Source organism: Anaeromicrobium sediminis (genome assembly GCF_002270055.1).
GTDB classification, from domain to species: Bacteria; Bacillota; Clostridia; order Peptostreptococcales; family Thermotaleaceae; genus Anaeromicrobium; species Anaeromicrobium sediminis.
The window spans coordinates 71,498-90,762 of sequence record NZ_NIBG01000006.1 but is presented as its reverse complement, the minus strand read 5'-3'; the positions used below and the strand labels follow the sequence as shown (position 1 = coordinate 90,762).

The window sequence follows — 19,265 nt, the reverse complement described above, 5'->3', positions numbered from 1 at the left end:
CATATTTTCACTGTTTTCTAAACTCTCTGGGAGAAATTCCCGTATACTTTTTAAAACTTTTTGAGAAATATCTATAGTCAGAGTATCCTAGTTCTTTGGCAATATCTGCAATAGTATAATTTTCATCACTTAAATACTCCATTGCCTTTTTAATTCTTAGATCAGTTATGTACTCTACAAAGTTTTTTCCTGTTACCTCTTTTATCTTGCGACTTAGATAGCTCTCTGATAAATATACTGTTTTAGCTACTTTTGATAAGGATATATCCTTGTTATAGTTATCTTTTATATACTTTAACACCTTACTCATATTAGAATTACATATGTTATTCCCTCCTTTTATGAGGTTTGCCGTTTTAATACTAATATTTAAACTGATTTTATATAATTCTTCTATAGTATCCCTTTGTTCAATCAATTGAAAAAAATCTTCCTTTGAATCAAAAACATTTTCTGGGCATATGTGATTTTCTTTTAAAAGGTTAAAGTTCAATAATACTATATGTATGGTACTACTTTTTATGAAAGTAGGTGCCGTGTGATTATTCTTAAATTCAATCTTATACAGTTTGTCTATTATTTTTTTTATTTTCTCTTTATTTGAAGAAGATATATGCATTTTTAGTTCTTCTTCCTTATGAAAGAGGGGCATTAATTTTTTATTCTCCACATCTTTTACTTTACTATAATAGTTTATACTTCCCTTTCCATCATAAATTTTATTTTCCAAGGCTCTTTTGCTCTCTTTATATAATTTTCTCGTATCCTTTAAAGAACCCCTGTTTGATATGCCTATTGTTATATTCAATAAAAAATTATGATAAAAGGATTTTTGTATCTCTTTTATTCTATTACATATATCTAATATTTTATCTTTAGAATCAATCTCCACTAAAAGTATTATCTTCTCATTTCTTTCTATAAAGTAGTTCTCAATTCCTTCAAATTTTTCAAATATTTCTCTTTTTATATATTCTAATTGTTCATTCAGTTCTTCCATATGATTAGTTTCATAAAATTCTTCTAAATACTCTGTTTCTAAAATTATTGTACATAATTTTTCCATGTGGATTTTATACTTTTGTCTGTAATTATCTATTTGAAATTCATCCTTTATCTTACCCTTTACTAAGTTTCTTATAAACTTCTCCCTTTCAACAGTAAAAGTATATTTGTCTTCTCTAATGTGCTCTATTACTTTTTTTATGGAATCTTCTAACTCATCCTCATCTATGGGCTTTAGAATGAAATCAAAAGCATTTATTTTAAAAGACTCCTTTGCATAATTAAAATCATCATAGCCCGTTATTATGATAAATTTACAGTCTTCATTAAACTTTTTTATTTCCTTAGCCATATCTAAACCATTTAATCCAGGCATACTTATATCTGTGATTATAAGGTCTGGCATATGCTCTTTAGCTTTTTGGATTCCTTCATAACCGTCCTTAGCCTCTCCTATTAAATCACAGCCTAAGCCTTTCCAGTCTATGGTTTTTTTCATACCTTCCCTTGCAAAATACTCATCATCAACTATTAATACTTTCTCCATGAACTTCCTCTCCTTGAAGATTTTCTCCTATAGTTAGTTTACAATAGGTTTTATTATCTACCCTATTAAACCTAATTCCATATTCTTTCCCATAATAAAGTTTCACTCTTTTGTCCACATTTGAAAGGCCTATTCCCATTTTAAAGTCCTTTTTAAAGTTCATTCCATTATCTATTATTTCAAATACAATATTCTCAGCACTTCTATATACTTTAATTATTATTATGCCTTTATCTGTATTTTTTTCTATTCCATGTATTAATGCATTTTCAACTAATGGCTGTATTAGTAACTTAGGCATTTTTTCATCCATAATAGTTTGATCTATGTCATACTCTATGGTCAGTTTATCTTCAAACCTAAGTCTCATTATCTTTAAATAATTTTCTATTTGGGTAAGATCTTCCCTAATAGTTACAATATCATCAGTCTTACTAATAGAGTATCTCAAGAACCTCCCTAAGCTAGTTATCATCTTAGATACCTTTTTATTTTCTCCCAGTTTTGCCATCCATTTAATAGATTCTAGACTATTGTATAGAAAATGAGGATTAATTTGGGACTTTAAATTTTTAAGTTCTGCTTCCTTCAATAAATATTTTTTCATATACACTTCTTCTATTAAGATATTAATTTTTTCAATCATCTTATTAAAGGTTTTTCCTAAATTATAGATTTCATCATCACAATTGGTCAAATCTATAGATATATCTAATCTACCCTTTTCTACTTCCTCCATGGTGGTAGATAACTTTTTTATAGGTTCAGATATTTTATTAGACAATAGATAGGATATTAATATTGAACTAATAAACAAGATTACAAATATACCTATAAAAGTCTCTATAATTATTCTTTTTTCATAATTAATATGTCTAAGAGGTATTAATCTAACTATCGTAAATTTAGTATTTTTTAAAGTAGTATAATATACTTTATATTTCATGTTTTTCATATTAAATTCAAAGGGATTATTTTTACCTTCATTTATTATTTCTAAACACCTGTCATTATACTTAAAAGTAGTTTCAGTTTTATATTTATTATCTGTTATAATAATTCCATTTTGATCTAATATAAATATATTACTATCCTCATATAAGTTAAATTTCTTAAATATATTATCAAAGTATTCATCATATATATCTAAAAATACAAATCCTAATACTGTATCCGTCTCTAAATCCCGTATCTTCCTTACTATAGTAAGGACTGTATCTTTGCTTTCCCTACCATCTACTTTCCTATGTACATAAAAAAATTTATCCCTATCATAATCCATAAACTTCCTTATTAAGTAACTTTGCTTACTTCCATACATATTTGAAAAATAGGGTTGAGTAGTAAATCTACTATAGGGTGTATTTAGTCCCAATATGTAAATTGGTATATCCATACGCCTTACTTCTATACTATTTACTATGGTATATACCTTCTGAACATCTTCAAATCGTTCTTCATAAGTCTTATACTCTGTCTTTTTTAATATATTTTGTATCTCTTTATTCTCCACTATGAAATCTGATATGCTTCCCAAGTTCACTATGGTAGAGTCTATAAGTTCCTCCATTATAGCCATATTTTCCTGAGTAGAATTATCTATCTTATCTGATATTCTGTAGGAAGTATTGTAATAAGAGAAAATAGCCATTAAAACTAAGGGAATAGTTCCTATTAACATGAATAATTTAAATAATCTGCTTCTAAAAGTTCTGTTTTCAAATATCATTTTAATAAATTCAATCCTTTCTCCTTACAAAATTGTATTATATCATCAAAGAAGATTTCAATACAGAAAAAGGGACTAAAAATAATTTTTATGTCCCGTTTCCCATTTTGAGTCTATGTAAGTTTATCTAACTACTTATTTTTTTATTAGATGCATTATATCTCCATCTAAGTTTATATAAGCCCTTTGTCCTTTATTATAAACCTTTTTATGTTGTGGATCGTATTGAACTATTTTTAACTCCACCCCATCTATATCTATAAGATAATCTTGATATGCTCCCATAAATATGGATGATTTAATACTTACTTCCGTATTTCCTGTATCACTTAATTCCACAGCTTCAGGTCTAATTACGATTAATACATCCTCATCCTTTTCAAAGTCTTTATCAATACTTAATTTAAATTCCTTTTCCCCAATAGATATGGTTACTGCCTTGTCCTTCTTATCTATAATTTTCGTATCAATAATATTAGCTTCTCCTATGAAATCAGCAATGAACGCAGTAGCTGGTTTTTCATATATTTCCTTTGGAGTTCCAACTTGTTCTATATTTCCTTTGTTCATAATAATAATTCTATCTGACATACTCATGGCCTCTGATTGATCGTGAGTTACATATATACTAGTAATTCCAATTTCCTTTTGAATTCTTCTTATTTCATTTCTCATATATACTCTAAGCTTAGCGTCTAAGTTAGATAAGGGTTCATCAAATAAAAGTACTGCTGGTTCCATAACTAAGGCTCGAGCTAAGGCAACCCTTTGTTGCTGACCTCCTGATAATTGGTTTGGAGCTCTTAACCCTAAACCTTCAAGGCCTACTAGCTTTAATATACTATCTACCTTTTCTTTTATTTCTTCCTTGCTCATTTTCTTTAACTTAAGACCATAAGCCACATTGTCAAATATGTTTAGATGTGGAAATAGAGCATAGCTTTGAAAAACCATAGCCGTATCCCTTTTGTCAGGAGTTTGTCTGCTTACATTTTCATCTCCTATGAAAATTTCTCCATCTGTAGGAATTTCAAATCCTGCTACCATTCTCAAAGTAGTAGTTTTTCCACATCCTGATGGACCTAGTAACGTTACAAATTCCCCTGGATTTATCTCAACGTTTATACCCTTTACTGCAGTAAATAGGTTCCCGTCATTTCCTATATAAGTTTTAACTAAATCTTTTAATACTACACTTTTTAATTTACTCATTTCTCTGCCTCCTATATTTTAGATTGGCTTGTATCTACACCCAATTTACTAAGTAATAATTTCATGATTCCAACTACTGTTACAACTATTACAATTAACACTGTACAATATCCAGCAGCAACTCCAATTCTACCTACGTCTACCTGATTCATAATCTCTGCCGTAAGAATGTTATGTCTTGCAGATATTAAGAATATTACTGCACTTAAAGCTGTCATACTTCTTACGAAAGAATATACTAGGCCACTAAAAAATGCTGACTTAATAAGTGGAATAGTAACAGAAGTAAATACTTTCAAAGTACTTGCCCCTAAATCTTGTGCTGCTTCCTCTATGGCTGGGTCAATTTGTTGTAAAGATACAATACCAGATCTTATACCTACTGGCATACTTCTAAATATGAATGAAATAATTATTATAGTAGCAGTTCCTGTTAACATGAGTGGCCTTTCATTATATGCAAGTACATATCCTATACCTATTACAGTTCCTGGGATTGCCATGGCAAGCATGGATGTGAACTCTATCATTCTTCTTCCTATGAACTTCTTTCTAGTAATTAAGAATGCTATAACCATTCCTAATACCCCTGTAATTGGCATAGCTATAAGGGCCATTATTGTAGTATCCTTTATGAATTTAACTCCCATCTTTCCTATATACTCATAATGTTTCATAGTTGGAGTGTAATCAATTCCCCAAACCTTAACAAAAGAACCGATTGGGATTAAACAATATAATAAAATTATGAAAGCTGTTACTAATAAACATATGGAAAAAATAGGTATTCTTATATGATTTTCTTCTATTAAATTTCTACTTCTAGATGGCTTTCCTGTTACAGTTACATATGATTTTGAACCAATCCAATATTTTTGTAGAACAAACATTAATATGGATATACTAAGAAGTATTGATGCTAAGGCTGTACCACCCTTTAAATCGTAATTCCCCATGGACTGAATATATACCTGGGCTGATAGGGTAGTATAATTTCCACCTATAACCATGGCATTTCCAAAGTCAGCCACACTTTGAATGAATACTAATAAAAATGCATTTAAAATTCCTGGTTTTACTAAAGGTAATACTATAGTCTTAAAGACCTGTCCCCTTGAAGCGCCCATATTTCTAGCTGCTTCTTCTATGGAAGGATCAATTTTTTTTAATATTCCTAGTAACAATAAGTATGCTACAGGGAAGAATGTTAAAATCTGAACTGAGGCCAAACCCTTAAATCCATATACATTTGCATCTGGAATTCCTAATAATTTATAAGTAATAATACCCCTTTGGCCAAATAACATGATAAATGCCATAGCCAATGCAAAGGGCGGTGATATAATTGGTAATATGGATACTAGGTTAAATATCTTTTTAAATTTAATTCTTAAAAAAGCATCTGCATAGGCAAATACAAAGGCTATAGCAGTGGCAATAATTCCTACGAATACACCTAGGCCCACCGTATTAAATAATATTCTCCTGTTCTCACTACTCGTTAAAGCCTGTTTATAAAATTCTAATGTTAAAACTCCACTTTCACTTACGAAACTTTCCTTTAATATTTCATATAGAGGCCAAACTATAAAAACTACTAATGATATCATAACTAATAATATTGATGTAAATAGTATTGGGTCCCTTACAATTTTCTCCATCTCTTTTAGTCTATATTTTAAAAAACTATTTTTAGAGGTCTGAAGATTTTCCATATTATCACCTCATATATTTGTTTATTTAGTAAAAAGAACAGGAATCTTGCCCTTGGCAAGATTCTCATTCTAAAACATATTTATTTTACTGCCTTATTCCACTTTTCAACCATTTCTCCTCTGTTCTCTCCAGCCCACTTGAAGTTATAATCAATTAACTTAGTGTCTTTGATAGTAAGAGCTTGCTCTGGTGTAGAAGCTTCTGGATTAGTTAAGAACTGGTAAGAACCTACTGTTTGTCCAATGTTTTGTGCTTCCTTAGTTAATACCCAGTCTATAAACATTTTAGCTGCTTCTTGATCTGGACCATCTTTAATAAGTGCAACAGATCCAATTTCGAATCCTGTACCTTCTTTAGGTGCTGCAATTACAATATCCTTCATTCCTTCTTCTTTATACTTGATAGCATCATGTAAGAATGTAATACCTACCATACATTCTCCTTGTCCTGCCATTCTGCCTGGAGCTGTACCTGACTTAGTATAAGTCTTCATTTGCTTATCTAGCTTAGCCATATATTCTAAGCCCTTTTCTTCCCCCATTAATTGAACTACTGTTGCTAATGCTGTATAAGCTGTTCCAGAAGAACCAGGATTTGCCATGATTATTTGTCCTTTAAATTCTGGTTTTAATAATTCTTCCCAGCTTTGTGGCATTTCCACACCCTTTTCCTTTAATAATACTTCGTTACCAACTAATCCTAAGTATCCTACATAGATACCAGTCCAGTAATCTTCAGCATCTTTAAACTCAGCTGGAATCTTAGCTGCATTTGGAGACTCATATTTTTCTAATAATCCTTGCTCTTTAGCACTGATAAATCCATCAGCTGGACCACCAAACCATACAGAAGCCTTTGGATTTTCCTTTTCTGCCTTAATTCTACTTAGGATTTCTCCTGAGCTCATTCTTACGGCATCCACTTCGATACCTGTTTCCTTTTCAAACTCTTCAACTGCTTTAATCATATGATCTTGCATAAGACCACTGTATATAGTAAGACGCTTTGTTTCTTCAGCTTGCTTTTCATTGTCACCACATCCTACTAACATACCTAGTACTAATATTGCACTTAGTCCTAATGCCACTAGTCTTTTCTTTAACATGATTTTGCCTCCTTTAACTGAGAATGTTTTCCCCTCATAAATCATACCTCATATAATGTGAATTCTCGTAAAAGTAAACAAATTTTTACACATTTTTGCAAATTAATACACATTTAGCAATATGACTGAAAATTATCATGTTATATGATTTAAGTTATTTACGAAAAATGTATAATTTTTGCAATTTTAAGAGTTTTTTCAAAGACAACTTATATAATAAAAATCAACATATTTTCTAATACTATTTTTATAGCAATTTAAAAATTTGAAAATCTAAGGAGGGATTCTCATGAAAAGGATACTCTTTATTTTTGGTTTAATTTTATCATTAATCATTGGAGTTTCCTGTACTCAAAATCCTGCTCAAAAACCAGTAAAGGGAGTAGCATCTTCTGTCTCCAAAGCTGGAGATGTAAAAAAGATAAAAGTTACTTCTGATAATTGTAATGTAAGAAAAGGTTGTTCGCCAGATGCACCAGTCCTTCAAGCATCAGATAAAAATAAGACATTTGATGTAATAAATGAAGTTGCAGACTGGTATGCTGTAAAGCTTCCTGACAATACAATTGGTTTTGTTCCTAAGGGACAATGTAAACCAATAGTTCCAGATAGTATGGATAGAGGTAAAGCTCCTGCCCCAGGAACTAAACCAACGACTCCAGGTACTACACCAGGTACTACACCAGGAACTAGACCAAATATTGGAGCAGGTAATGGAGCAGTTAATGGAACAGGTAGAACACCAGGAGATACTGGTACAAATACTACAAACAATAATAATAAAACAGCTCAACCAGCTACAGATACAAATTCTACTTCATTAACTAGTCAAGAAAAGGAAATGGTAGATCTAGTTAATCAAGCTAGAGCTCAAAACAATTTACCAGCATTAAAAGTAGATATGGAATTAACTAAGGTTGCTAGGATTAAATCTCAAGATATGATAGATAATAATTACTTTAGCCATAACTCACCAAAATATGGTAGCCCCTTTGATATGATGAAGCAATTTGGCATAAATTATGTTAAAGCAGGAGAAAATATTGCCGGTAATCAAAGTGTTAAAGGTGCTCATGATACTTTAATGAATTCTCCAGGTCATAGAAAAAATATACTAAGTCCAGAATTCACTCATATTGGAATAGGAATTAAAAAAGGTGGACAATATGGAAATATGTTCACACAAATGTTTATTAGTAAGCCTAAATAAAAATTTAAGCAGAGATTAATCTCTGCTTAAATTATTTCAATCCTATTTCTACCATTCTTTTTAGCCTTATATAATAATTTGTCTACTTCGTTTATATAATACATAATATCTTCATTATTATTTGTAGAATTTATTTCTATAATACCTGCACTAAAAGTTGTCTTAACATTTTCGTATTCCCATTTTAAATTTATGCAGATATTTTTTATACGTTCTATTATTTTTAATGCTGCAATTCTATCAGTATTAGAAAGTAGCACTATAAATTCTTCTCCTCCGTACCTACCAATAAAATCTATCTCTCTTAAGTTATCCTTAAAGGTTCTAGCTAATATTTTTAATATCTTATCTCCAAAAATATGGCCATAGGTATCATTAATCCTTTTAAATCCATCAATATCAAGTAGTACTAATGATACTTTACTATCTATTTCCTTTATTTTTTCAATTTCAAGTCTTAATTGATTAATTATAAATCTTCTGTTATAAACTTCTGTAAGCTCATCTATGGTGGCCATCTCTTTTAATGTTTCTTCATAAATTCTTCTCTTTGTTAAATCTCGTACATAGGCAATAAATTTATTTTTTCTATTTAATTCTATACTCTTTATATGAAGTTCTACAGGTATTAGTTCATTATGTTTACTTTTTAAATATGTTTCTTTACTAATTTTAGTAATACTATCTTTAAATAGTGGTTCTTCCATTAACTCTTTAAAATTTAATTTAATTACATCCTGTTCAGAACATGAAATCATTTCTAAGCCTTTGTGATTAGATTCAATTATTTTTCCATATGGTTCCAAAATAAATATGCCATCTTCTGATAGATTTGTTAAAATTTCATATAATTTTTCTTCCTCTATTATAGCCTGTTCAGCTCGTTTTAATGAATATAACTGAATGGATACTATGAGACCTCCTATTAAAAATATAATTAGAGTTATTCCTATTATATTTGACTTAATTTCTTCCCTTAAATTTATTTTCTTCATCTTAATAGTATTTTCTATTTCATCTACATAAGCACCTGAACCAAAAATCCATTTCCATTCATCAAATCCCTTTACAAAGGTAATTTTAGGATATATTCCTTTAACATTTGGTTTAGGCCAACAATATTCCACAAATCCTTCACCACTGGCATTTATTAGTTTTACCTGTTCATTATGTATATTTATGCCATTAACATCCCTTATATGGCTAACATTCTTACCTAAATATTCTTCTTGTGCAAAAACTAGAGCCATTCCATCATAATTGGTTACAAATATATACCCATCATTTCCATATCTTATTTTTGAAACTCTATCTAAAACTTCTTTTTTTACAATTTTTTCCATGTAATTCATGTATGTTCCTGTTCCAATATATATGTCTAAAGGTTCAAAGTATTTAACAAAGGATATCTTTCTGTATTGATTTTCTCCTTTATTTGGCTTAGTCCATGTGTATTCATAGAAACCTTCTTTAGAAGTTTTTGCTATATTAATCATGTCTTTTATAACATATCTACCTTCACTATCTTGGACATTTAACAAATTACCATTTTGGGGTTTACCATTAGGATAATACACGATTCCAGTACCATCTAATCTAGTAATAAAATAATATCCCTGTCCCTCATTAAATCTAACATCTTTTAATGCATCTTTAATCATTTTTTCTATTTCTTCTTTTGATTTATCTTTATTGTTTTCATACATATTAAGGATCATACTATGGGCTTCATAGACTCTGTTTTTCATTTCTTTTTTTAGCCTTTTTTCAGTCTTGTCTTTATAATACTGAATATAATCATATGCCCTATATACTTCATATTTTATTAATTCCTTTTGTTTATTATAATATTCTTCCCTTATAAGCTCTGATTCTTTATTGAATTTTTCATAGGAAGTATTAAAAATAAAAATTCCTATTATAACTAATAATAAAAATGTGGACAATATTGAACTTAGAATAGTAATTTTTTTTATTTTTCTTGTCAGTTTCATTAAATACCTCCAAAGAAATATTAACTCTTATGACTAATTATACTAAAAAATCACCTTTTAGTAAGTATCCCTAATGAACATTTTGTTTTTGTATGTGAAAAATTGTTGAAATATATTAAATATAAAAGAAGTAGAAGTAAACTTATAAGTTGTACTTCTACTTCTTTATATGGACATCTAGCTTTAAAAACAGCCTGCTTTAGATTTGTTTATTCTAAGATCTTTGTTATCTTTAGCTCTTAATACGGCTAATATACCATCTAAATGATCATATTCATGTTGAAATAACTCGGATAAATCACCTTCAAATTCCAATACACAATCATTCCACTCTAAGTCCTTATAATAAACTCTACACTTTTTATATCTTTCCAGATTCACTTCTACTCCAGGGAAACTCATACAATCATCCCATACTTGGAATTTCTCATCATCATAAAATTCCACCCTTGGATTTATAAAATCAATGGATTTTCCATCTAGATTAAAATAGATAACTCTATAGAATTCATTTATCTGGGGAGCTGCTATGGCCCTTCCAAATCCATACTTTTCTTTAAAATCCATCATAGTATCATGAAGCTCCTCTAATATTTTACGCGCTTTATCTATTTCATCTTTTTTTATGTCTATAGATTTTTCATAAAGTCTTTTATCTCCTAATAATAAAATATCCCTTACTGCCATAATTTCTCCTCCAATTTTAGTTTATATATTTTTTATTAAATTTGTATAAAATTCACAAGCCTTAACTATGTCATCTATTGGACAGTGTTCATCCTTTACATGGGCCATTTTAGAATCTCCTGGGCCAAATCCTATAGTAGGAATATTTAGTTTATCTGTTGCAACTCCATTAGTACTAAAATCCCACATCATTAATTCTGGCTTCCTTTCATTTCCATCTTCATATGCCTTAAATGCAGCTTTAGTAAGTCCATGTTCTAATGAAATGTCCCAAAATGGCATAAACGAATTTAATACAACTTCTTCTCCTGTCCAACTTTTCCCTATAACTTTAAATATCTCCCAAGTTGCACCAGTTCCCTCTACTATTTCATTCATTTCGTTTTCTACGATTTCATAAGTTTCTCCTTTTATTAATCTTCGATCCACATAAACTGTAGATTTAGATGGAATTGCATTATATGAAGCTGTCTCACATTCTATTTTTGTAAGGGCTATGGAAGGTTTTTCTCCTATTTTCCCTGCCATGTTAATATATTTTTTCTCTAAATCTTCTATTCTATTTATTATCTCTACCATTTTATATACTGCATTTACTCCCTTCTCTGGGGCACTTCCATGGGCCGAAACTCCTTCCATATCTATCTTCATTAAAGCCCTTCCCCTTTGACCTATTGCTAATCTACATTGAGTAGCTTCACATATAACTGCATAGTCTGGTTTTATTCCTAAATTCTCAAATTCATATAATAGGGCTTCTCCATCATAATCTTCTTCCATAACTGAAGTGGATACATATATAGTTTTTCCTTCAAGTAATCCTAGCTCTTTGGCAATATATCCTGCATAAACAGATGCAGCCCCTGCACTTTTCATGTCTACTGATCCTCTACCAAATAGCTTCCCATCCTTTATTACTCCACCAAAGGGATCTACACTCCAATCCTTTTCATCATCTACAGCAACCGTATCTATGTGGGAATCAAATAATAACTTTTTATCACCAGTCCCCATTCTTCCAATTACACTCCCTAATCCATCAACTATAACTTCATCGTATCCCAATTCAATCATTTTCTTTTCCATATATCTTGATACTTCTTCCTCTCTACCAGTAAAACTCTTTATTCTAACTAAATTTTGACAAAAATCAATTAAATCCTTCTCAACATTTTTCATAAACTCTTTAATTTCTAACATTCTATTAACTCCTCTCTTATTAACAACTTGGATTTTTACCATCATATACTACTTTTTTATAATGTTCTGGATCCGTATCCCCCTCTGTACTGAAGCAAAGAACTATAGAATCTTTGTTTAAACCTAATTTATCCCTTAAATCCTTTAATTCTTTCCTTTCCATTATCATAGTAAGTAGGCCCAGTCCCACTGCACCAGATTCTCCAGATACTACCTTATCATCCATCATCATAGGAGAAGCCATAACTCTCATTCCTCTGGCTGCCACATAATCTGGGCAAGATACATAAGCACTAGCAAAATCCCTTAATATTTCCCAGGTAATTGTATTCGGCTCTCCACAAGCAAGACCTGCCATAATAGTATTCATATCTCCTCCTACAAACCTAGGCTTTCCATCTTCTGCAAGGGCAGATTTATATATACAATCAGCTAAATTTGGTTCTACTATAATAGTCGTAGGTACATCTTCTTTAAATACATTTGCATAATAGCCTAACATGGCTCCTGCAAAGGACCCAACTCCTGCTTGTAAAAACATATGAGTAGGCCTTTTTATTCCCTCTAGTTTTAATTGTTCTAAAGATTCATTAGCCATTGTAGTATATCCTTGAGTAATCCAGTTAGGAATTTCTTCATATCCATCCCAAGCCGTATCTTGAACCATATACCAACCATGTTCCTCTGACATTTTTTGTGCTAATCGTACTGCATCATCATAGTTTAGATCTGTTATAGACGCCTCAGCCCCTGCCTCTTTTATGGCCTCTAATCTTATTTGTGAGGAGCCCTTTGGCATATATACTACTGATTTGCAACCAAGTTTCGTGGCAGCCCAAGCTACTCCTCTACCATGGTTCCCATCTGTAGCTGTTACAAAAATCATATCTTTAATCTTTTCTTTTACCTCTGGTCTATTAAAATACTCAAAGCTAGCATCATTTATATCTATATGAAGCTTTTTACATAAAAGCTTAGCTATGGCATAAGTCCCACCTAATCCCTTAAAGGCATTTAGCCCAAACCTATAGGATTCATCCTTAACATAGATTCCTCCTAGGCCTAGATATTTAGCTAAAGTTTCTAACTTTGCAAGGGGTGTAGCCTCATATTCATCCATAGATAAATGAAAATCTCTTACTTTTTTTATTTCTTCTGCTACTAAAAATTCTGGGTATATACCTCCCCTTATTTTGTCTCTTACCATGTATTTAATTTTTTCTAAATGATTATCCATCTTATTTACCTCCTAAAAATAATATCACCTACATAATGTAGCAATTCATATGCCAACTTATTTCTTCATTAAATCCTTTAAATAAATCTAAACTAATCCCTATTATTATCATAATGATAATAATAGGGATTAGTTTGCTTCTAATTCTTCTCATGTATTCTTTTATAACTTATCTTTTTCATTAAAAAAGAGGTTTTATCAATTTGATAACACAATATCATTTTGATAAAAACTCTTATGTTTGCAATTTTCTAGTGAGTAAAAAATTTAATCATATATTATATTTTTTCATTTTCCTATATAAAGTAGCTATGCCTATTCCTAATTTTTCTGCCACAATTTTTTTATCCGTTCCCTTATTTCCATACTTCTCTATGGCCTTTTTAATTATATGCTTTTCTATATATTCTAAATTATAATTTTTTAACTCTAAATCCATTGATACATTTCTTATTTTATTAGGAAGTATATTTTTGTCTATGATACATGTAGATTCTCCTATGTTTACTATATATTCCATCACATTTTGTAGCTCTCTAACATTTCCTGGCCAACTATATTTTTCTATATTCTCAAAGAAATCTTCTTCAACTTTCAAAATTGGTTTGTTAAACAGCTTGGAGTATGTATCTATAAATTTCTTTGATAATAATCTAACATCTCCAGCCCTTTCTCTTAGAGGTGGAATATGAAGTGGTATTACATTTAACCTATAGTATAAATCTTCTCTGAATAGATTTTCCTTAACCATTTTTTCTAAATTTTTATTAGTTGCTCCAATAACCCTTACATTAATTTTTTTAGATTCATTAGAACCAAGGGGTGTCACTTCTCTTTCCTCTAGTACTCTAAGTATTTTAACTTGAATAGGTATGGGCATGTCTCCTATCTCATCTAGAAATATAGTTCCTCCATGGGCCATTTGGAATTTCCCTATTTTCCCCTTTGGATCTGCTCCTGTAAAAGCTCCTTTCACATATCCAAACAATTCACTTTCTAATAGATTTTCTGGAATGGCACCACAATTTACTGGCACAAAGGGTTCCTTATTTTTTTTACTTTCCTCATGGATAGCCCTTGCAAACAATTCCTTTCCTGTGCCACTTTCACCTGTTATAAGTACTGTGGAGCTAGTGTCACAAATCATTTTAACTCTTTTCTTTACCCTTTCTATTTCCTTAGAGTTTCCTATTATCCTATCTAACCCTGTTTTTTCCTTTCTATTAGCTAGTTTAAATATCTTCTCACGAAGAAGATTCGCATCATTAAATATGAATATTTTATTATAATTATCTATATTAATGTTATAATCACGACCAATTAAATTATATGTTTTATCATTTACAGTTAAATTATATTCTCCTATTTCATTGTCCTCTTCTCTTAACTTTTCTAAAGACATATTTTTCATGTTACTTTTCTTGCAGTTTAATATTTTTTCTCCTGTAGAGTTTATTTTTAGTAGGTTAAGATTTTTATCAAATACTACAATCCCTTCGTCTATCTTATCTGTTATATTATTGAGTAATTGTAAAATCGCCATATTATTATGATTTTCTATTACTTCATAGGCCTTTGAAGATATTAAATCAGATATTTGGTCTAAAAACCTTATAAACGTATTATAATTTTCCATTATATGTATTTTTTGTTCTTTACTAAAACAGACTAACCCAATGGCACCTATAACCTGATTGTTCAAAATAATAGGTGTACTTACTTCAAATGTTTCTTCACAGGATTCCTTATTAGGACAAGATCTACAAACAGGGTCTTTACCAGGATTTTCTATTAATATTCTCTCTGAGGTCTCAATAACCTTCTTAGTCACATAGCCTGAATCATATATATATTTATCTATTTCTTTAGAAAATTTTCCAGTTCCTGCAATCCTATACAAATTACTATCTACAATTTCCACATCAACTTTCAAAACCTCTGATAAAACCACACTATATTTTTTTATAATATCTTTCATTTTTCTTAAGACATTCTCCATAAACTCACCTCATATACTATGTTTATTATTATATCCTAAATAGTTTTATTATTTATAATTTATTTTTTTATACATTTATGGTTATACTACTTACGTGGATGTAATTTTTGCTGTTTTGTCTTTCATAGTTAAGCAATTGTCATTATATTTTATACACATGAAAATTTTCAGTCACATTGTTGAAATATAGCCTATGTTATTAAATCCGTATCTGTTATAATATATAATAACATGGGTAGAAATTACATTTATGCCAACTTAGGTTATTAATATTTTTACATATTACAATAATCTAACTATGAAATTTGAAAAAAATTTACTATAGGGGGGATATTATGCAAAAGGATGCAAATATCGATTGGAAAAATCTTGGTTTCGGATATACAAAAACAGATTTTCGTTACATATCTATTTGGAAAGATGGAAAATGGGATGACGGAAAACTAAGTGAAGATAATATGCTTACTATGAGTGAATCCTCTACTGCATTACATTATGGACAACAATGTTTTGAAGGTTTAAAAGCCTATAGAAGAAAAGATGGTACTATTCAACTATTTAGACCAGATGAAAATGCTAAACGTTTTAATAGAAGTGCATCTCGTCTACTTATGCCTGAAGTACCAGTAGAAAAATTTATAGATGCATGTAAGCAAGTAGTTAAGGCTAATGAGCATTTTGTACCGCCATATGGTACAGGAGCTACATTATACCTTAGACCTTTCCTAATAGGTGTTGGACATAATTTAGGGGTTAAACCTGCTCCTGAGTACATATTCTGTGTATTCTGTTCTCCAGTTGGTGCTTATTTTAAAGGTGGTATGACTCCAGTAAACTTCATGATAACTGAAGAATACGATAGAGCTGCACCTCATGGTACTGGTGATGTAAAAGTTGGTGGAAACTACGCAGCGAGTTTATTAGCCCATGAAGATGCTGTTAAGAAAGGTTTTGCAGATTGTATATACTTAGATGCTAAGACTCAGACTAAAATTGAAGAGGTTGGAGCTGCTAACTTCTTTGGTATCACTCAGAACAATGAATTTATAACACCAAATTCACCTTCAATTTTACCAAGTATAACTAGATATTCATTAATGCATGTTGCCAAGGAATATTTAGGACTAGAAGTAAAAGAAAGAGATGTTTATGTTGATAAATTAGATGAATTTAAGGAAGCTGGTGCATGTGGAACAGCTGCTGTTATTACTCCAATCGGAGGAATAGAGTATAAGGGAAAACTACATGTGTTCCATAGTGAAACTGAAGTAGGTCCTGTAACTAAAAAACTTTACGACACTTTATATGGAATTCAATTTGGTGATGTTGATGCTCCAGAAGGTTGGATATACGAAGTTAAATAATATAGTCACAAAAATAAGAGGGTTTAAACCCTCTTTATTTTTATCTTACATAACCTTTTGAATTTCATCATGTTTATAGTTTTTAACTAACTTTTCATTTCCTTGGGTCATTACTAATAAGCTTACTTCATCATCTTTAATCTTAAAAACTCTTCCCTTTTGTTTAGTTCCAATAACATTAACCGGAGCATTAGTTTTTAATGGTTTCACAAATTCACAGCTACAAGAAGTGCATTTTGCTTCATCCTTATGAATTTTTCTACATTCAGGACAATAATAAAGTTTCGCCATCTTACATTTCCCCTTATCATAAATTTTTGTCACTATATATATTCTCTATTTTTTCGGAATTTCCTTTTTATTCTGAAAATTTTGTTAATTATCTTTTTATAAAAGGGATAGTTTATAATTACTATCCCCTTATAGTTTATCAATATTTTCATTTACCTTTATATAAAACAAATTTACTGCTACTGTTTCTTCAAATTTCAATTCCTTATCCTTATTTAGTTCTTTTATTTCATCCTTCAACCTATCCCATTCTTCTTTTCCACTTATTTCATCAGACATATATAGAGCTGTTGACTCTATTTTATTAGGATATTTACTAAGTTCCTTTATGAATTTCTTAGGTTCACTAAAAAATATGCTCTTAATTAATTGACCATATATGGTTTTTGATATATTTTCTTTCTTATTTCCTAGTTCGATTATATTTCTAAAATCCTTTTCAGTTTTTAATTCTATGTTACTTAGTTCTTTTATTACATCATTATAATTAAAATATGCACTTTCATATAATTCATGAGATTTAACTTCCATTAAAAGATTTAACAATCGCCTTTTTTCTTCATTGGTTTTTTCTTCTTTATAATATAGTTTTATGAGCTCTATCAGGTTCTTATTTTTCATAGTATTACTTAATAGTAGTATCTCACTTATACATAAGTCCTCATATAATAATCCATCATAGGTATCTAGTATAGTTATTTTTATTTTATCCACTTCCGGCCCTGCATAAACAAAATCACTATAATCAATAAAATCCTTATAATATTCTTTATCTAAATCCTCATAATTTCTTTCTTGTATATATCTAATTTCTTCAGTTATTTTATTCTTTCCATTGTACAACTCTAATTTAAAGGCTTTAACCTTTTTATTTTCTTCATATACGGTCTTGTCTTTCGTATATCCATTAATAATTCCAACTAATGATACTTCAATTGGATATTTAAATTCTATTTGAATCCACTTATCCCAATCTTCCTTTATGGCCCATGTGGTGTCTAAATCTTTATCATATAAATTCTCCACACCGTATCCCTCTAAGTGAGAAGAACTAGTTATATTCTTTATAAACTCCTCATCTATTCTAGTATTTTCTAATTCTTTCTTTTCTTTATGCCTTATACTATTATAGGCTAACTTAATATTTGGCATTTCATCTATATTTAAATTCTCCCTATTCACCTTATATATGCCCTCTTCATAGACAAAATCATCCACATTTAAATAATCTACATCTCCATCTTTATATATTAAAGGTTTTACATCAATTTCTAAGTTAAAGTCTTTAATAATTCCTTCTCCCAACACCTTAGCAGGAGTTAGATTGTATTCAAAATAATTTTTATCAAACCTGGTAAAGAATTCATTACTCATTCCCCAATCTACGTATAGGGTCTTTATTTTATATTCTATGTAAACAGTTTTCTTTTCATTTTCATCAAAAGTAAGACTTGTTATGAACCACTTTCTTACTTCATTATCAACATTTATATTAACATCTTCATAAAGATTTTCATCCCTCTGTACTACTTCTTTTTCTACTTTCACATCTAGTATTTTTAATTCTTCATCTCCATCATACATTTTAAAATTAAATATGGTCTCTTTTAATTGGGATTCATACTCATTAATCTTATAATCTACTGGAAAAGCATATTTAAAGTCTTGAGCCCCACCCATATTTAAGAAGTCATATGTGACTTTCACATTCACATAATCTTCATCTACTCTTAATTTAATATGCTCCCTCTCTATGGATATATCCTTCTTCTCAATTGGCTCCACATTTCCAGTAACCGTATATGTACCTGTATCTACAGGTGCTCCATTAGCATATACACCTACAGGTATTAGGATTATGAATAAAATTAAAAGAATCAATCTTCTTGCCATAAAGTTCTCCCCCTTAATTCCACTTCATTCCATTATACCAAATTTTGCATATAACTTTTGCCTTATTTTGTAAAAT

The 19,265-nt window shown here is 30.0% G+C and carries 14 protein-coding genes; 2 read left to right on the top strand and 12 right to left on the bottom strand.

The window, feature by feature from the left end:
- Window positions 1-7: 7 nt before the first annotated feature.
- The 5 genes from CCE28_RS08835 to CCE28_RS08815 form a co-directional block, all read right to left on the bottom strand.
- Window positions 8-1,552 carry a response regulator gene (locus tag CCE28_RS08835; RefSeq protein WP_095133084.1) on the bottom strand — a complete coding sequence of 515 codons (1,545 nt, stop codon included), beginning with the start codon at window positions 1,550-1,552 and terminating at the stop codon, window positions 8-10.
- The gene (locus CCE28_RS08830; protein WP_095133082.1) at window positions 1,530-3,281 is read right to left on the bottom strand and encodes a sensor histidine kinase; all 1,752 of its coding nucleotides are present in this window, start codon (window positions 3,279-3,281) and stop codon (window positions 1,530-1,532) included. Before CCE28_RS08830 ends, CCE28_RS08835 begins: the two co-directional genes overlap by 23 nt.
- 135 nt (window positions 3,282-3,416) lie before the next feature.
- On the bottom strand, window positions 3,417-4,493 hold the full coding sequence (locus CCE28_RS08825) for an ABC transporter ATP-binding protein (protein ID WP_095133079.1): 1,077 nt from the start codon (window positions 4,491-4,493) through the stop codon (window positions 3,417-3,419).
- A gap of 11 nt (window positions 4,494-4,504) precedes the next feature.
- Window positions 4,505-6,208: an ABC transporter permease gene (locus CCE28_RS08820; protein ID WP_095133077.1), complete on the bottom strand. Its 1,704-nt coding sequence runs from the start codon at window positions 6,206-6,208 to the stop codon at window positions 4,505-4,507.
- Window positions 6,209-6,288: 80 nt separating this feature from the next.
- On the bottom strand, window positions 6,289-7,314 hold the full coding sequence (locus tag CCE28_RS08815) for an ABC transporter substrate-binding protein (protein WP_095133075.1): 1,026 nt from the start codon (window positions 7,312-7,314) through the stop codon (window positions 6,289-6,291).
- A 289-nt stretch (window positions 7,315-7,603) separates the two neighbouring features.
- Between CCE28_RS08815 and CCE28_RS08810 the strand changes: the two genes are divergently transcribed.
- Window positions 7,604-8,524, top strand: a complete 921-nt coding sequence (locus tag CCE28_RS08810; protein ID WP_095133073.1) for a CAP domain-containing protein — start codon at window positions 7,604-7,606, stop codon at window positions 8,522-8,524.
- 26 nt (window positions 8,525-8,550) lie between these two features.
- Here the strand turns inward: CCE28_RS08810 and CCE28_RS08805 are convergent, their stop codons facing one another.
- From CCE28_RS08805 to CCE28_RS08785, 5 genes are all read right to left on the bottom strand, one after another.
- Window positions 8,551-10,518 carry a cache domain-containing protein gene (locus tag CCE28_RS08805; protein ID WP_095133071.1) on the bottom strand — a complete coding sequence of 656 codons (1,968 nt, stop codon included), beginning with the start codon at window positions 10,516-10,518 and terminating at the stop codon, window positions 8,551-8,553.
- 183 nt (window positions 10,519-10,701) lie between these two features.
- The gene (locus CCE28_RS08800; protein WP_095133069.1) at window positions 10,702-11,205 is read right to left on the bottom strand and encodes a peptide deformylase; all 504 of its coding nucleotides are present in this window, start codon (window positions 11,203-11,205) and stop codon (window positions 10,702-10,704) included.
- A 21-nt stretch (window positions 11,206-11,226) separates the two neighbouring features.
- Window positions 11,227-12,405, bottom strand: a complete 1,179-nt coding sequence (locus CCE28_RS08795) for a YgeY family selenium metabolism-linked hydrolase (RefSeq protein WP_176461738.1) — start codon at window positions 12,403-12,405, stop codon at window positions 11,227-11,229.
- A 19-nt stretch (window positions 12,406-12,424) separates the two neighbouring features.
- Window positions 12,425-13,642: a diaminopropionate ammonia-lyase gene (gene dpaL / locus CCE28_RS08790; RefSeq protein WP_095133065.1), complete on the bottom strand. Its 1,218-nt coding sequence runs from the start codon at window positions 13,640-13,642 to the stop codon at window positions 12,425-12,427.
- A gap of 271 nt (window positions 13,643-13,913) precedes the next feature.
- Complete coding sequence (locus tag CCE28_RS08785; RefSeq protein ID WP_095133063.1) at window positions 13,914-15,641, bottom strand: sigma-54-dependent Fis family transcriptional regulator; 1,728 nt, start codon at window positions 15,639-15,641, stop codon at window positions 13,914-13,916.
- A gap of 335 nt (window positions 15,642-15,976) precedes the next feature.
- On the opposite strand from CCE28_RS08785, the gene CCE28_RS08780 reads away from it, so the two are divergent.
- Window positions 15,977-17,005 carry a branched-chain amino acid aminotransferase gene (locus tag CCE28_RS08780; protein ID WP_095133061.1) on the top strand — a complete coding sequence of 343 codons (1,029 nt, stop codon included), beginning with the start codon at window positions 15,977-15,979 and terminating at the stop codon, window positions 17,003-17,005.
- 45 nt (window positions 17,006-17,050) lie between these two features.
- Here the strand turns inward: CCE28_RS08780 and CCE28_RS08775 are convergent, their stop codons facing one another.
- Entirely contained in the window at window positions 17,051-17,296 is a 246-nt protein-coding gene (locus tag CCE28_RS08775) for a hypothetical protein (protein WP_095133059.1), read from the bottom strand.
- Window positions 17,297-17,425: 129 nt separating this feature from the next.
- Window positions 17,426-19,189: an NADase-type glycan-binding domain-containing protein gene (locus CCE28_RS08770; RefSeq protein WP_095133058.1), complete on the bottom strand. Its 1,764-nt coding sequence runs from the start codon at window positions 19,187-19,189 to the stop codon at window positions 17,426-17,428.
- Window positions 19,190-19,265: the final 76 nt, after the last annotated feature.

Coding starts and splice junctions, on each gene's coding strand:
- CCE28_RS08800 (WP_095133069.1), bottom strand. CDS start 11,205: ATGGCAGTAAGGGATATTTTATTATTAGGAGATAAAAGACTTTATGAA.
- CCE28_RS08835 (WP_095133084.1), bottom strand. CDS start 1,552: ATGGAGAAAGTATTAATAGTTGATGATGAGTATTTTGCAAGGGAAGGT.
- CCE28_RS08805 (WP_095133071.1), bottom strand. CDS start 10,518: ATGAAACTGACAAGAAAAATAAAAAAAATTACTATTCTAAGTTCAATA.
- dpaL (WP_095133065.1), bottom strand. CDS start 13,642: ATGGATAATCATTTAGAAAAAATTAAATACATGGTAAGAGACAAAATA.
- CCE28_RS08815 (WP_095133075.1), bottom strand. CDS start 7,314: ATGTTAAAGAAAAGACTAGTGGCATTAGGACTAAGTGCAATATTAGTA.
- CCE28_RS08795 (WP_176461738.1), bottom strand. CDS start 12,405: ATGTTAGAAATTAAAGAGTTTATGAAAAATGTTGAGAAGGATTTAATT.
- CCE28_RS08830 (WP_095133082.1), bottom strand. CDS start 3,281: ATGATATTTGAAAACAGAACTTTTAGAAGCAGATTATTTAAATTATTC.
- CCE28_RS08820 (WP_095133077.1), bottom strand. CDS start 6,208: ATGGAAAATCTTCAGACCTCTAAAAATAGTTTTTTAAAATATAGACTA.
- CCE28_RS08770 (WP_095133058.1), bottom strand. CDS start 19,189: ATGGCAAGAAGATTGATTCTTTTAATTTTATTCATAATCCTAATACCT.
- CCE28_RS08825 (WP_095133079.1), bottom strand. CDS start 4,493: ATGAGTAAATTAAAAAGTGTAGTATTAAAAGATTTAGTTAAAACTTAT.
- CCE28_RS08775 (WP_095133059.1), bottom strand. CDS start 17,296: ATGGCGAAACTTTATTATTGTCCTGAATGTAGAAAAATTCATAAGGAT.
- CCE28_RS08780 (WP_095133061.1), top strand. CDS start 15,977: ATGCAAAAGGATGCAAATATCGATTGGAAAAATCTTGGTTTCGGATAT.
- CCE28_RS08785 (WP_095133063.1), bottom strand. CDS start 15,641: ATGGAGAATGTCTTAAGAAAAATGAAAGATATTATAAAAAAATATAGT.
- CCE28_RS08810 (WP_095133073.1), top strand. CDS start 7,604: ATGAAAAGGATACTCTTTATTTTTGGTTTAATTTTATCATTAATCATT.